Source organism: Sulfurovum indicum, from assembly GCF_014931715.1.
Taxonomy (GTDB): domain Bacteria; phylum Campylobacterota; class Campylobacteria; order Campylobacterales; family Sulfurovaceae; genus Sulfurovum; species Sulfurovum indicum.
This window is the reverse complement of sequence record NZ_CP063164.1, coordinates 508,270-523,245: the sequence shown is the minus strand read 5'-3', so window position 1 is coordinate 523,245 and position 14,976 is coordinate 508,270. Positions and strand designations below refer to the sequence as shown.

At 42.4% G+C, this 14,976-nt stretch carries 12 protein-coding genes; 4 read left to right on the top strand and 8 right to left on the bottom strand.

The genetic code is table 11. The annotated features are described in order from the left end of the window. Positions 1 to 7 precede the first annotated feature (7 nt). From purD to IMZ28_RS02600, 8 genes are all read right to left on the bottom strand, one after another. Entirely contained in the window at positions 8 to 1,276 is a 1,269-nt protein-coding gene (purD, locus tag IMZ28_RS02635; protein ID WP_197549152.1) for a phosphoribosylamine--glycine ligase, read from the bottom strand. Between the two features lie 355 nt (positions 1,277 to 1,631). Beyond that, positions 1,632 to 2,279, bottom strand: coding sequence for a uroporphyrinogen-III synthase (locus IMZ28_RS02630; protein WP_232087505.1), 648 nt, complete (start codon positions 2,277 to 2,279; stop codon positions 1,632 to 1,634). 11 nt (positions 2,280 to 2,290) lie between these two features. Then, positions 2,291 to 3,217 (bottom strand): cation diffusion facilitator family transporter, encoded by a 927-nt coding sequence (locus IMZ28_RS02625; RefSeq protein ID WP_197549776.1) that lies wholly within the window; start codon positions 3,215 to 3,217, stop codon positions 2,291 to 2,293. Positions 3,218 to 3,331: 114 nt separating this feature from the next. Then, positions 3,332 to 5,194 carry a molecular chaperone HtpG gene (htpG, locus tag IMZ28_RS02620; RefSeq protein ID WP_197549151.1) on the bottom strand — a complete coding sequence of 621 codons (1,863 nt, stop codon included), beginning with the start codon at positions 5,192 to 5,194 and terminating at the stop codon, positions 3,332 to 3,334. Positions 5,195 to 5,511: 317 nt separating this feature from the next. Further along, the gene (locus IMZ28_RS02615) at positions 5,512 to 5,832 is read right to left on the bottom strand and encodes a hypothetical protein (protein ID WP_197549150.1); all 321 of its coding nucleotides are present in this window, start codon (positions 5,830 to 5,832) and stop codon (positions 5,512 to 5,514) included. Between the two features lie 246 nt (positions 5,833 to 6,078). Then, a complete protein-coding gene (gene guaA, locus IMZ28_RS02610; RefSeq protein ID WP_197549148.1) occupies positions 6,079 to 7,620 on the bottom strand; it encodes a glutamine-hydrolyzing GMP synthase in 1,542 nt (513 codons plus the stop codon). A 120-nt stretch (positions 7,621 to 7,740) separates the two neighbouring features. Then, a complete protein-coding gene (nhaD, locus tag IMZ28_RS02605; RefSeq protein WP_197549147.1) occupies positions 7,741 to 9,084 on the bottom strand; it encodes a sodium:proton antiporter NhaD in 1,344 nt (447 codons plus the stop codon). A 101-nt stretch (positions 9,085 to 9,185) separates the two neighbouring features. Then, positions 9,186 to 10,634, bottom strand: coding sequence for an L-aspartate oxidase (locus IMZ28_RS02600; protein ID WP_197549146.1), 1,449 nt, complete (start codon positions 10,632 to 10,634; stop codon positions 9,186 to 9,188). 197 nt (positions 10,635 to 10,831) lie between these two features. Between IMZ28_RS02600 and IMZ28_RS02595 the strand changes: the two genes are divergently transcribed. The 4 genes from IMZ28_RS02595 to IMZ28_RS02580 all read left to right on the top strand — a co-directional run bounded on the left by IMZ28_RS02595 (position 10,832) and on the right by IMZ28_RS02580 (position 14,976). Continuing rightward, positions 10,832 to 11,278, top strand: coding sequence for a DciA family protein (locus IMZ28_RS02595; RefSeq protein ID WP_197549145.1), 447 nt, complete (start codon positions 10,832 to 10,834; stop codon positions 11,276 to 11,278). Continuing rightward, positions 11,266 to 13,059 (top strand): excinuclease ABC subunit UvrC, encoded by a 1,794-nt coding sequence (gene uvrC / locus IMZ28_RS02590; RefSeq protein ID WP_197549143.1) that lies wholly within the window; start codon positions 11,266 to 11,268, stop codon positions 13,057 to 13,059. The genes IMZ28_RS02595 and uvrC overlap by 13 nt, the downstream gene beginning before the upstream one ends. A 126-nt stretch (positions 13,060 to 13,185) precedes the next feature. Next, positions 13,186 to 13,602 (top strand): PAS domain-containing protein, encoded by a 417-nt coding sequence (locus tag IMZ28_RS02585; protein ID WP_197549142.1) that lies wholly within the window; start codon positions 13,186 to 13,188, stop codon positions 13,600 to 13,602. Between the two features lie 18 nt (positions 13,603 to 13,620). After that, entirely contained in the window at positions 13,621 to 14,976 is a 1,356-nt protein-coding gene (locus tag IMZ28_RS02580; RefSeq protein WP_197549141.1) for an Hpt domain-containing protein, read from the top strand.

The window sequence follows — 14,976 nt, the reverse complement described above, 5'->3', positions numbered from 1 at the left end:
CTGTCCCTTACAGTGCCTGATAGGCAATATCTGTACGACACTGCTTACCGGCAAAATGTACCTGACCCACCAGCATATAGGCGCGGTCTCTTGCCTCTTTTATACTGTCGCCAAGCCCTACACATACCAACACACGGCCACCGGTCGCATAGAGTTTTCCATCTTCTCCACGGCTTACTCCGGCATATGAGATATGGGTATTCTCCTGAACTTCCTCATGGTGAATATCATCGATGATGATCTCAGCTGCAGGAGAACTTTTATATGGGTAATCTTTGCTCGCCATTACCACACCAACAGCATACTTGTCAAGAAATTCGATCTTGATATTTTTTAGATCACCTGTTGCTGCCTTATAGAAAAGCTCTGAAGCAGGAGACTTGAGCAAAGGCATCAACTCTTCACATTCAGGGTCACCAAAACGTACATTGTATTCAAGAATAACAGGGTCTCCATTAACCACCATCACTCCGATAAAAAGTACACCGGTAAAAGGCATACCTTCCTCTTCCATCCCTTTCAGAGTCGGCTTGATAACACGTTCATCAAGTTTACGGTACAGTTCTTCATTTACTAACGGTGTCGGTGCATAAGCACCCATTCCGCCGGTATTTGGTCCTTCATCATTATCCAACAGTCTTTTATGGTCCTGTGCCGCAGGAAGGACCACATAATCCTTCCCATCACAAATAGCAAAAACAGAGAGTTCATATCCGTCCAGAAACTCTTCTACAACGATCGACGTTCCTGCCTCACCAAATGAATTTCCAGAAAGCATCTCACCGGCTGCTTTTTTTGCTTCATCATGACTTTTGGCAATAATAACCCCTTTACCGCCACACAGTCCGTCAGCTTTGACAACGATTGGAGCTTCAAGCGTATTGATGAACCTGTATGCCTCTTCCAAAGACGAGGTTTCAATATAACGTGCAGTAGGTACATTGTGACGTGCCAGAAAATTCTTCATAAATATTTTTGAACCCTCAAGCTGTGCTGCTTTGGCTGTAGGTCCGAAAATAGTCAATCCTCTGGATTTAAAGACATCGACGATCCCTTCGACCAAAGGTGCTTCCGGTCCAACAATGGTCAGATCAATATCATTTTCTTCAACAAAATCCGCCAAAGCATTAAAATCAGTAATCGAAAGGTTCTCTCCCAACTCATCTGTCGCACCGTTGCCCGGTGCGAAGTATATCTTCTCTACATTCTCATCTTTTTTCAATGCCAAACCGATAGAATACTCACGTCCCCCGCTGCCTATGATCAATATATCCATGTTTTTCTCCGGAAATCAATTTTTTTGTAGTATATGAATGTTTCAGTAGTCGTTGTGCTTGTGCGTAAGAGGTTTCGAAAAAATTAAAATCCTACACAGAAGTAGCCGTAATTTTTTCGGAAGCTCTTGCGTGCAATGACAATGACCAATGAACCCCAGATGGCCGTTCTGTACAAAGTCGGCCCTAAAAAGCCAACGGTGCAGGAGAGAGAAGCACTTTAGGGGACAGATCCTCGCCTTGAACAAGGCTCAAACGGAAATATCCGCACACCATACTTGCTACATGTCCCGCAAATACTAAATGTTGGACCCCATATTACAGTTGGTCGAACCATCCAGGTACGTTAATTATAGCCTATTTGGAGTTAGAAGAGAGTAAAATCTCCTCTGCTTTTTCAATACAGGAGGCAATAAGCGGCTCCTTGGCCACTGCATAACGTGCACCTTTGGGTAAATGAACTTTTGTCGCCTCTCCTATTACCACAGCCGTATAACTTGGGTCCCAGGAAAAATTCCTGAAAAAACAATGGATCGTCGAAGGTGAAGTAAAGATAATGACTGCATCTTTTTGCGGCATATCTTCTTTATCATACTTGACACATGTCGTCTCATAAATAATCTGTTCAAATAGTCTAATCCCCTGCTTTGCCAAAAATGTTTTAGCATCAAAAGAGACCTCATTGGGGCGGAGATAGAGTATTTTCCGCTCCCTGAAAAACATAGCGATATCCTGACTCAACACCTCACCATAAAAATGCTGAGGCTGATAGATCACTTCGCCGCCAAGATCCTCGATCTGTTTTTTGGTTGCATTGCCAATGGCAATAGAGGGGTATTCTTTCCATTTTTGATCAATCTGATCTGCTACTTTTACTGCCTGTTTTGAAGTAAACATCAGGGTGTCAATACCGGAAAAATCAATTGTTTCTGCCACAGTAGTGAACCCGATCATCGGTAGAAAAACAGTACCCTCCCTTTGTACCGGTGATAACAGGTAGATCATTCTTTTGGGCATCAATCTATGCTTTGTTTCAGATCAACCAATGGTTTGCCGTGCAACATTGCGATATTGACCTCTTCATCATCATAGGGGTCAAAATGCGGAGTGATCACCCATTTTTTGTTCCTGTCTAACGCCATGATCTTGTCTTCCACCTCATCAGCGATACGATGGGCTTCCAGGAGCAACATGTTGGGACGGAGCACCATATGAAACTCCACAAAATTCGTACTTCCGTCCGTACGTGTTTTCAACCAGTGGTAACTAGTCACTTCAGGATGCCGGGAGATAATCTCTCCGATCTTTGCCACCATCTTTCCGTCCAACGCTTTATCAAGCAGTATCTCCACCCCCTCTACAATGATCCCATAGGCAGAATAGATAATATAGAGACCGATTCCAAGACCGAAAACTGCATCAATACTGTCATATCCTGTTATATAGACCAGTCCAAGAGCTGCCAGTACCGCCGCATTGCTCCAAAGGTCTGTCTTATAGTGCAAAGCATCTGCTTTGATCACGATACTGTCAGTCTCTTTGGCAACTTTCAGTAGATAGTTCACCAGAATATACGTCACGGTAATCGATATTGCCATAGCAATAATAGAAGGCGTCAGCAATGTTGTCTCAGTACCCTTACGCAATTTCTCGATGGCTACATAAATAATGTAGATTCCCGACATCGTAATAATCGTTCCTTCGATCACTCCGGCAATCGCCTGGATCTTTCCTTTACCGTAATGATAGAATTCATTTGGCTCTTCTTCAGATTTTTTGATTGCAAAGAAGTTGAAAATAGAGACTGCCATATCAAGCAGTGAATCAATAGCAGAAGCCAGCACTGCTACTGAACCGCTGGCAATCCCAATAGCCAATTTAATAAAAACGAGCAGAGTCGCTACCGAAGTAGAAATAACAGTAGCTTTTTTTTGTGAAGACATAGGTGTTGTGTTCAAAGATAAATCCTCTTAAATAAAAGTGATTATAACACGGGAAAATTAAAGGGTACCCCCTAAAATGCCCGGGGAGGAGGAAGATCATTCCCCGAGACAGTATCAGATCGCTTTGGTAGCCAGCTTTGCAATACGGTGTGCAAAAGCTGTTTTATCTTTAGGTTCGATACCTTCTGAGAGTTTTGCTGTATCAAGCAACAGCCATGCCATATCGTCAAAGAGTGTATTATCTTCCACTTTTTCAAGTTTTTTGATCATTTCATGGTCAGGATTGATCTCAAGGATAAGCGGTATCTCTGGCATCTCCTGTCCCATCTGTGCGAACATGGCAGCCATACCCGCCATAGGATCGGAAGCGTCTTTGAGTACACAGGATGGGCTTTCTGTCAAACGGGTAGAGATCTTTACCTCTTTGATCTCATCACCCAGAGTCTTTTTAATCTTCTCTACAAGCGGCTTGAACTCCTCTTCTATCTCCTTTTTTTCCTCTTCGGTCTTGGAGTCAGGCGCCTCTATTGTCGTAATATCTTTCAGTGTCCACTCTTTGTAGGTACCGATCATTGGTGTAACAATACTGTCCACCTCCTGATCATCCATAATGAGCACTTCAATATTGGCTTTTTTATATGCTTCAAGCAGCGGAGAGTTTCTCAACACTTTTTCATCCTCACCGATGATATAATAGATCTCTTTCTTCTCACTGTCTCCGCGGGATATATAGTCTTCAAACGATACCAGTCCCTCCTGGCTTGAACTCTTGTAGCGTACAATCTCAAGCAGTGTCTCTTTATTCGTATAATCCGTATAGATCCCCTCTTTGATCACTCTGTTGTACTGAGAAACAAAACGGTCAAAGTCCTCTCCCTCAAGCTTTTTGACCGCATTCAGGATTCTCTTGACTGAAGTCTGTTTAATGTTCGCCAAAATTCTGTTTTCCTGCAAGATCTCACGGCTGACATTCAGCGGCAGATCCTCCGAATCGATAATACCGCGGACAAATCTCAAATACGGCGGTAACAGCTCTTTTTCATCATCGGTAATAAATACACGCTTTACATACAGTTTGACACCCGGCTGGTAGTCCGCCCTGTACATATCCATAGGCGCCGTTCTCGGAATGTAGAAGAGTGTCGTGAACTCATTGGCACCCTCTACTTTATTATGTAGATACAACAGTGGTTCTTCACTGTCATGGGAGATCGTTTTGTAAAACTCTACATAATCCTCTTTTTTCAACTCTGATTTCGGCAGAGTCCAAAGTGCTGTCGCTTCGTTGATCTGTTCGGATTTCTGTACTCTCTTCTCTTTTCTCTCATCTCCTTCACCCTCATACTCCACATCAGAGTAGTTGAGAACAATCGGATAGGCAATATGGTTGGAATATTTTTTGACAACCTCTTCGACACGCCATTTATCAAGAAACTCTTTTTCATCATCTTTGAGCTTCATGTAAATAACCGTACCATGGGACTCTTTGGTTACTGGTGTTACTTCATACTCACCGGTACCATCAGTACTGAATTTATAAGCCTGTTCCTCCCCAGCTTTTTTGGAGATAACATCCACATGCTCCGCTACCATGAAGACAGAGTAAAATCCTACCCCGAACTGGCCGATCAGATTTGAATCTTTTTTCGCATCTCCTGTAAGATTTTCCATGAAAGCTTTGGTACCGGACTTGGCAATTGTTCCAAGGTTCTCCATCAGATCCTCTTCATTCATCCCAATACCGTTGTCACCGATAGTCAACGAATTATCCTCTTTATCAAGCTTGATAAAAATTTTTCCTGACCACTCTTCTTCTTTAAACTGCTCCTCTGTCAATCTTAGGTAGTTGAACTTGTCGATTGCATCACTTGCATTTGAGACCAACTCTCTTAAAAAGATCTCTTTATTCGAATACAAAGAGTGTGTCATAAGCTTTAAGAGCTGTCCTATTTCTGTTTGAAACTGATGTTTTCCCATACTGTTTCTCCTCTGTCAGTGAATTTTTGGAGATTATAGTATATTTTTAAAAATATTTCAAGTTTTTTAGAAAGAATATTTAGTCTCATTGACTAAACTTATAAAAATCAGGTTGGTTTCTTTTATCATACAGAACATAACCTGGTACTGGTAGAACCGATATGAATATTAAAACAAAAGCGCAGCAAAGTGATAAGGGTTTCAGAAGCTCACTACTGTAAAGTATTTGACAGATCTGACAATTGCAAATATTTGGAAAATTGTTTCCGGTTGTTCTTTAACAGATGTTGCCGGGCAGCAACCCAGCCTTCAGTATTTTATTCTGCTTTGGCACAACCTGCGCTTTGTATATCTGTTTCAAGTCTTGCTTTTCTTTTGTATGCATCTTTCAGAATCTTTGACTTGCTGGTAGCTGTTGTGATCTCTGTTTTAGGTACAGCTAACATCATTTCATCGACATGCGCAGGATTCATCGATGATACTTTCTCAATAAACTGATTGGTCTGTATCAGTTTTTTTTCCAATGTTGTACACTCATCCTCCGTTGCCAAAAAACGTTCCGGTACTGATTGTCCACAGCCTGACAATGTAAACATACCCGCTACTCCAACTGTTGCCATGATCATCATTTTCTTCATTGCTTCCATCCTTTTTTAAATTCAGACATGAAAGATTATAGCAGAAGAAGAGTTAAGAGTTAAGAGTTAAGAGTTAAGAGTTAAGAGTTAAGAGTTAAGAACGATGCCACTTCAAACTTTAACTGAACTTAGAAGTGTTACACAACATCATGCGCAAAACGCATGAAGTATTTCCAAACCAAATGATCGGAATAGACTGTAACCATAAAGGCAACTTCAGTCAAAGATACAGTTAAAGCAGCACTTCTACTCCCATTCGATAGTTGCCGGCGGTTTTGATGATATATCATAAACCACACGGTTGATCCCGTCGATCTCGTTAATGATACGTCTGCTGATCCCTTCAAGAACATCATGCGGAATATGTGCAAAAGTTGCCGTCATACCGTCGACTGATTCTACCATACGTACACAGACAGTATTATCATAAGTTCTATTGTCACCCATTACACCTACTGACTGTACATTGAGAAGTACTGTAAATGCCTGCCATACTTTATCGTAATATCCTGTTGCTCTAAGCTCTTCTTGCATGATAGCATCAGATTCGCGAAGCAGTCTGAGTGCCTCTTCGTTTACCTCACCCATCACACGAATAGCCAGTCCCGGTCCAGGGAAAGGATGACGACCGATCATATGTTTTGGCAATCCCAGTTCAAGTCCGAGTTTGCGTACCTCATCTTTAAAAATTTCACGTAGAGGTTCAACCAATTCAAAGGTCATCCAGTCCGGAAGTCCTCCGACATTGTGGTGTGATTTGATTGTTTTGGAAGGCCCTTTGACTGAAACTGACTCAATAACGTCAGTATAGAGTGTTCCCTGTGCCAGGAATGAGACATCTGTATGTCTACTCGCCTCTTTATCAAACACTTCTATGAACTTCTCACCGATCGCCTTACGTTTCTGCTCAGGATCAGTTACTCCGGCAAGAACTTCCATAAACTCTTTTTTTGCATCAATGGTAATAAGAGGAATGTCAAGCAGTTTAAACATGTCCTGTACCTGTTCTGCTTCATCTTTACGCAACAAACCCTGATCGACAAAAACACAGATAAGCTGTTCTTTGGGCAATGCTTCATTCAGCATAGCAGCAACCACTGAAGAGTCTACGCCGCCACTTACGCCACACAGTACTTTTTTATCCCCTACCTGCTTACGGATCTGTGCTATCTTCTCTTTTGCAAAGCTTCCCATGTTCCATGTACTTTCACATCCACAGATATGCTTGGCGAAATTCTTGAGCATTCTGGTTCCTTCCACAGAGTGATGAACCTCCGGATGAAACTGAAAAGCATAGATATGTGCCGTCTCATTGGCAATAGCTGCATATGGAGAGTTTTCACTCGTTCCGATCACTTCAAAGCCTTCAGGAAGTCTCTCTGCCCTGTCCCCGTGACTCATCCAAACGATTGAATCCTGCTCCACATCTTTGAAGATCAAAGAGTTTTCATTTTCGATATGAAGCTTTGCCTTTCCGTACTCATGGTGATCTGCAGGAATAACTTCTCCACCGAAATGCTGCGTTATCAGCTGCATACCGTAACAGATGCCTAGTATCGGCAGCCCAAGATCCCAGATTGCATCATCCGGTTTATACGCATCCTCTGCATAAACTGATGCCGGACCTCCTGAGAGAATAATTCCCTGCGGTTTCTTCGCTTTGATATCTTCAATACTTTCACGATAGGGTACGACTTCTGTGTAGACACCGGACTCTCTGAGTTTTCTGGCAATAAGCTGCGTATACTGAGATCCGAAGTCCAAGACTACAATAGGTACGTTTTTCATCAATATATTCCTTCTATTTGTATAAATCAATCTTACGAAAAAAACTGATTGATACAAATTTTCCTACACTCATTTCTGCGTACACGCAGGAGTGATCAAAGGGCTGCCGAAACAGCCTGGCTAAGCTCCGATACCAAGTATAATAAACTGAACATACCAAATGCTTACCGATAAAAGATACCCGACTAAAACTGTCCATGCATACTTCATGTGCGAAGCAAAGGTATAGATACCGTGAAGTTTACCCATTACCCCTACACCTGCAGCCGAACCAAAGGATATAAGGCTTCCCCCTACTCCGGCGGTAAGCGTGACCAGCATCCACTGTGCATGTGTACTTACTCCCATATCAGGATTTGATTTAAGTACTGCAGACATGACCGGAACATTATCTACGATCGCGGAAAGAAACCCTACACCGATATTCACCGTTGTTGCACCGAACTGGGTATACAATGCTGTAAAATACTCCAAGAATCCAAGAAAGTGAAGCCCGCCTACGGCTGCCAGAATACCAAAGAAGAAAAGCAGTGTGTCATTCTCGATCTTTGCAATCCAGGAAAAAGGGTTCAGCTTCTGACAAACCAAACCGTCCGTATCAACTTCCACACTCAGTTTTGTATTAAGATAATAGGTATAAAGTTTCAGGATTGCCAGACCGAACATCATTCCCCACATTGCAGGCAGGTGCAATACCTGGTGGGAAATGACCGCCATACTGATGGTCAATGCAAAAAGTCCCATGATCTGTTTACCGCCAGGAAGAATCTCTGCTCTTTTCTCTTCCGCATTAAACGGTGGTTCACCATCCGGAATAAAACGGGAAAGTAAAAATGCTGTCACATACCATCCAAGAATAGATGCCGGAAACAGATAGAGGAAGTCAACAAACTCTCCTTTACCTGCTACCCACACCATAAGTGTCGTAATATCCCCAAATGGACTCCATGCACCACCTGCATTTGCTGCTACAACAATATTGATGGCTCCAGGTACAAGGAACTCCTTGTTCTCTTTATCGATCGTTATCAGAACCGTAGAAAGGATCAGCGCCGTCGTCAGGTTATCGGCTACCGGAGAGATGAAGAAAGCCAAAAGACCTGTGATCCAAAAAAGTTTTTTATAACTGTAGCCTTTTGAAACGAGATTGTACCGAAGTGCGGAAAAGACCCCCCGATCGATCATCGCTTCAATGTAGGTCATAGCAACATAGAGAAAGAAGAAGATACCCGCGATCTCTACAATAAGATGCTCAACCTCTTTTTCAAGATGATGTCCGTCCATTCCGTTAAGAGAAAAATAGAGCCCTATAAGCATAAATATACCGGTACCTGTTATCAGTGCCGGTTTTGCTTTATTGATATGGTATTTATCTTCTGTTGCAATAAAGTAATATCCTACAATAAATATAATAAGAGAGAGTATTCCTACCCAGGTAGTGGTCAAGTGTAGTTGGTCGTGCATTTTATTCCTTACTGTTTACGTTCCGGAAAGTAAAACTTAAATCCTCTCCAGCTACAAACCAGCAGCGTGCAAGAGAGAAGTGAAGCCCTTCTTTCCTTACCTTAGTTTTCTATGTAGTGTGAGCCCAAAGACTCTGTACGTGCCAATGCTGCCTCAACAATAGCTGAAGCAGTATTAAGACGCAACTGAAGCAGTCGTCCGATCTCCTGATTTTTCATATCATAGATCAGGTTCTTTGCCTCATGCAGGCCTTTGGTGCTCCTGATAATCCCTATATCCTCCCACATCACCTGACGTAGTTTCTGTTTATAGGTCTTATCGTTTTCTTTGTGCAGAATATTACCATAATCCTTCTCAAAAGTAGGTGTCTGCACTGCCTGATGTCCTTTCCCCAGAAGGTGTTCCACTGCACGCTGTGCAAAGACCACTCCTTCAAGCAGTGAGTTCGACGCAAGCCTGTTGGCACCATGTACTCCGGTACGTGCTGCCTCTCCGATCACATAGAGCCCTTCCATACCTGGAATGCATCCGTTGGTATCACATTTAATCCCCCCATTGGCATAGTGAAATGCCGGAGAGACCGAAATACGGTCCTGTGGGAAGTGATAGCCTATCGCCTCAAATGTATGCGTGATATTCGGGAAACGTTCATGAAACCACTTCTCTTCAAACATCGAGAAGTCAAGATAGACATTCTCACCGGTTCTACGTTTATAGTCAAAGATACCCCGTGCCACAATGTCACGACTTGCAAGCTCTCCGCGTTCATCATACTCAAAAAGGAAACGGTTTCCCTTCTCTCCCACCACATGTGCACCCTCACCGCGCAGTGCTTCTGTCAAAAGCAACTTTCTTGCATAAGGAGTATCAACAAAGACTGTCGGGTGGAACTGCATAAACTCCATATCAGCAAGCTCAATACCTTTTTCTACGCAGATCCCGTGAATATCAGCAGATACAGTCCTGGAATTTGTATTGTAGGCATACAGTGAGCCTATACCTCCTGACGCAATGATGACATCATCCGCATAGATAGTGGTCGGTTCATAATTGACTGTTGCCTTAACACCATAACAACGGCCATTGCGGATCAAAAGGTCGTAGACCAAAGTATTACGCTGCAGCTGGTGCTTGTTCTGTACCATTGCAAAATAGTGCATATAGCGTCCTGTTGCATCTCCTCCTGCATGAACAATACGCTCTACTGAATGTGCTGCCTCTTTTGTATAGAGAATATTGCCCTCACCATCTTTATCGAATTCCATCCCTGCTTTGATCATCTCTGCAGTAGTTTTCAAAGAAGTAGTGGAGAGTATTTCAACAGCCTCACGATCGTTATGGTAGGCACCGGCTGCCATAGTATCTTCAATGTGTACCGGAACATCCGCTTCATTTAACGCCGTTGCCATCCCCCCCTGGGCATAAAAAGTATTACACTCCCATGGAATATCTTTACATACTACCAATACTTTTTTGCTTGCAGGCAGTTTCATTGCAGCATACAGCCCTGCAATCCCGGCCCCTATGATCAGTACATCATACTTACTCAAAAAAGTTCCTTTTTTTAAAATGAGCAATGAGCAATGAGCAATTGATATACATTACTACTCAAAACCAAACATTTTTCATTTTAGTTTTTAATTTTTAATTTCTGATTCGGAATATCTGAATCAGGAACATAGACCGGATCTGTCTTATGGCCGCATCCTGCAAATACGATACAGCAAAGAGATGCTATAATTACCCTATGAAAAATGTGTCTATGATCTTGTCTCATCTTACCAACCAGCCTCAATTCAAATATTTAAAACAACAGGCATGCTACCAAAAATATATCTCACTTCTTGGCAGCAAATGGAAAAAAGCGATCGCATTTGTCTACATCAAAAACGAAACCCTTTTTGTTGCGGTCACGCATCCCGGTTTTAAAATGGAACTCAATTATAATAGAGATTTATTAAAAAGCGTATTAACACAGCTTGCATCCCTGGACACTGACTGTACAATGTTACAGGCAAAAAAGGTAGTGGTCTTCCATAGCAAATACCGTTCCATCATTCAGGAAGGTACTGCGGAAAAGAGTGTTCCCTACTATAGTGAACTTGCAAGCAGTGATTTCACCATAGAGAGTAAAGATCCCGATATCAAAGCACAATTTGAAAAGATCAAAACGACAATCAAATGCAATCAGTAATCCAGAATCTTCCTGATACTCCAGGAGTCTATCAGTACTTTGACAAAAAGAGAAAACTACTCTATGTAGGAAAAGCAAAAAACCTGAAGAAGCGTGTCAAAAACTATTGGCGTTTTACGCCCTCGCTTCATCCAAATCCGGCACAAAGTTCACGTATTCTAAAAATGCTTTCCGAAGCAGATCATCTTGACTATATTATAGTAGAGAATGAAGAAGATGCCCTTATTTTAGAGAACTCGCTCATTAAACAACTCAAACCAAAATACAATATTCTACTTCGCGATGACAAAACCTACCCCTATATCTATATTGATGAATCGGTCCCTTATCCTCGTTTTGAGATCACACGGAAAGTAGTCAGCGGCAGGCAGATCACCTATTACGGTCCGTTCCCTGCCGGAGGTCGGGCACTACTGGACGCTCTTTATGAAGTCTACCCTCTGGTACAGAAAAAATCGTGTCTTCGTGAGGGGAAAGCCTGCCTTTTCTATCAGATAAACAAATGTCTGGCTCCCTGTGAGTCGAAGGTAACACCGGAAGCTTACGGGAAGATTGTTTATGAAGCCAAAGAGGCTCTGGTTAAGCGTAAACCACTTACAGAAAAACTGCAGAAACGTATGGAACAACTTGCCATACAGGAACGTTTCGAAGAAGCAGCTGCCATGCGTGACAATATTGAAGCGATCAAAGCATTGAGCATCTCTTCCACAATAGATATCGCTAACAGTATCGATGTCGATATCTTTGCCATTCTGAATGGAGATGAACGAGGTGTCATCATCAAGCTCTTTATGCGTAACGGGAAAATCATCTCTTCTTCACACAGCTACTTCAGGCAGACACATATTTTTGATGAAAATGAAGCATATAAACAGGCTCTGTTGGAATTCTATACCATCGATACACCGCAAATCTCTAAAGAGATCCTCATAGCCCACCCTTTTGAAGATGCCAAACAAGTCGCACAGACACTCTCCAGCCGTTTTGAAAAAACGGTAAAAATCATCCATCCCAAACGCGGTACAAAAGCCAAACTGACATCACTTGCACTGCAAAACTGTCAAGAGCTTCTTCGCAGCCATAAGCCTGTTTCACTCATAGAACAGAAAATTGCTGATCTGCTGGACCTGGGAAGTATCCCATACCGTATAGAAACATTTGACAATTCACACATGATGGGCGCTGCTACTGTAGGAGGCATGGTCGTCTGGGATGAAGGTAAATGGGATAAACACAGCTACAGACGCTACATGCTTCATGCACATGATGAGACAGGACAGATGCGGGAGATGCTCAGCCGGCGTATCGCTGACTTTTCACAAAACCCGCCTCCGGACCTCTGGATCCTGGATGGAGGAAAGGCGAATTTGAACCTTGCCAACAAACTGCTTGATGAAGCACAGGTCAACCTGGATGTCATCGCAATCGCAAAAGAAAAACTCGATGCAAAAGCACATCGTGCGAAAGGTGCTGCAAAAGACCTTCTTTACACCAGTCATGGTCTTATAGAGCTAAAACCAAACGATACCAGACTGCACTGGATACAGCGGCAAAGAGATGAAGCGCACCGGTATGCTGTCACCTATCATCAACAACGCAAGCGAAAAGAAGATACTCAAATCTCTCTGCTTGATCAAAAAGGGATCGGTAAAGCTACTGTACAGAAACTCTTGAACTATTTTGGTACATTTGAAGCCATATATGCCGCTTCTTTTGATGAAATAGCTAAAGTGACAAATAAAAAAATTGCAAATATTATGGAAAATCATAATCAAGGTTGATACATTCCTCTCATTTTTGCTGCATATCCCTCCCAATTCATTCTCTTTTTAGTTAACTTATTATAAAGTTTATATAAATAATTTCCGGATAGAGGGTACCGGAGATTCTTAAAAGGGAGGAAGACCATGAAAAGACCTGATCCTTTAGATGAAGAGTTTAAGTTCTCGGAAGGTTTGATCGTCAGCTCAACCGATCTGAAAGGTATTATTACTTATGCCAACAGAAAATTCTGCGAAATAGCAGGCTATACAAAGTCTGAACTTACAGGGAAAAACCATAATATTGTACGACATCCGGATATGCCAAAAGCAGCCTTCAAAGAGCTGTGGGACACGATCCAGGCAGGAAAAGAGTGGACCGGAGTTGTAAAAAACCTTCGTAAAGACGGTAAGTACTACTGGGTTTTTTCCCATATCAGCCCGATCTTTAACAATGCCGGAGAGGTCACAGGCTATACGGCTGCCAGAAGACCCGCCTCTGAAAATGAGATCCGTGAGTGCACTCCCCTTTACAGAGAGATGCTTGAACAAGAAAACCAGTAAAAAGGAGTTACTTAGAACATGTACTACATTATAAACCAGGCCAATCAGATCCTCGCGATCGATCCTCAGCTTCTATCTCAAATCAAGATAGAGAGTGCTGATGAATTCTACAAAAAAGTAGCTCTTGGGGAAGTCATATTCGACACAGAGGAAAACGAAGTAAGTATCACAGTCGATGGAGACAAGAAGAGCTTTACAGCTAAAATCTCTCCGCTTGCCAGTATACTCGGAGATATAAAGCTGGTCTATCTCAAAGCAGGTAGAGAACAGAAAATATCTACGAACAATGACACTTTCTCAAACTTTGCTGTGCCGGATGAATCGCCGGTCAAAGAAGAGAAAGAAGAAGAGATATCTTTTGATGACACAACTCTGCTTGAGGTCACAAAGGAGGGAACAGAGAAAGAAGAGGCTGATATATCAACAGAAGAAGAGACCTTCTCCCTTGATGACACAACACTTTTTGAACTCAAAGAAGAACCAGAAGAAGAAAAGCCGGAAGCTGAAGTGTTCACAGAAGAAAAAGAGGAAAATGAACTCTTCGAACTTCTCCTTCCTTCAGATGCCGAGAATGCTATAGCACAAATAGACAGTACAGTCGAAGAGTCGACTGAAAAAGAGAATACCGCAGCGGAAATACCTGCAGACCAGAATGCGCCTATCTATATTGATATCGAACGTATTAGCGAGAAGATCGGTATCTCACCGGATGACTACAACCTCTTTCTCAATGAGTACATCGATACTGCTCTAACCCTGGAAAAAGCACTTCAAAGCCAGAATGAAAAGGAGAAAGAGGAGGCGCTCAATACACTTTCGCATCTCTCAAATGTCCTTCATCTACCGTTTGTGGGTGATATCATTGAGCAGATCAAACAGGCATCACTCACGGAGGTGAACACTAAAATCGAATCCTTCTTTGCAACCTTGGGGAGGTTGACCACTTCCCATTTCAAAGAAGAAAAAGCTTCTTCAGACGATACAGAAGAACGGGCAGCAGAGGGGGAAAGAGAACCTATTGACCTTAGTGATGTCAAGCCTATCTACTTTGACTTCCAGCTGGAAGAAGCAGCAAAAGACCTGAGTCTTCCTGTTGAATTAATTGAAGAATTCGTAAACGATTTCATTGTACAGGCACGTGAAGAGACAAAAAAAATGCTTGCAGCCTATGAAAAAGGGGACTTGGAAACAATTCAGAAGATCGGACACTTGCTTAAAGGAACCTCCAGCAACCTTCGCATCAATCCGCTTTCGGAAACACTCTATGAGATCCAATTCAATGAGGACATCGAAAGAGTTCCGGAGTTAATTAAAAACTACTGGGCACATTTTCTCTCTTTGGAAAACCAGATCAAAATTATCTCAAACAAATAA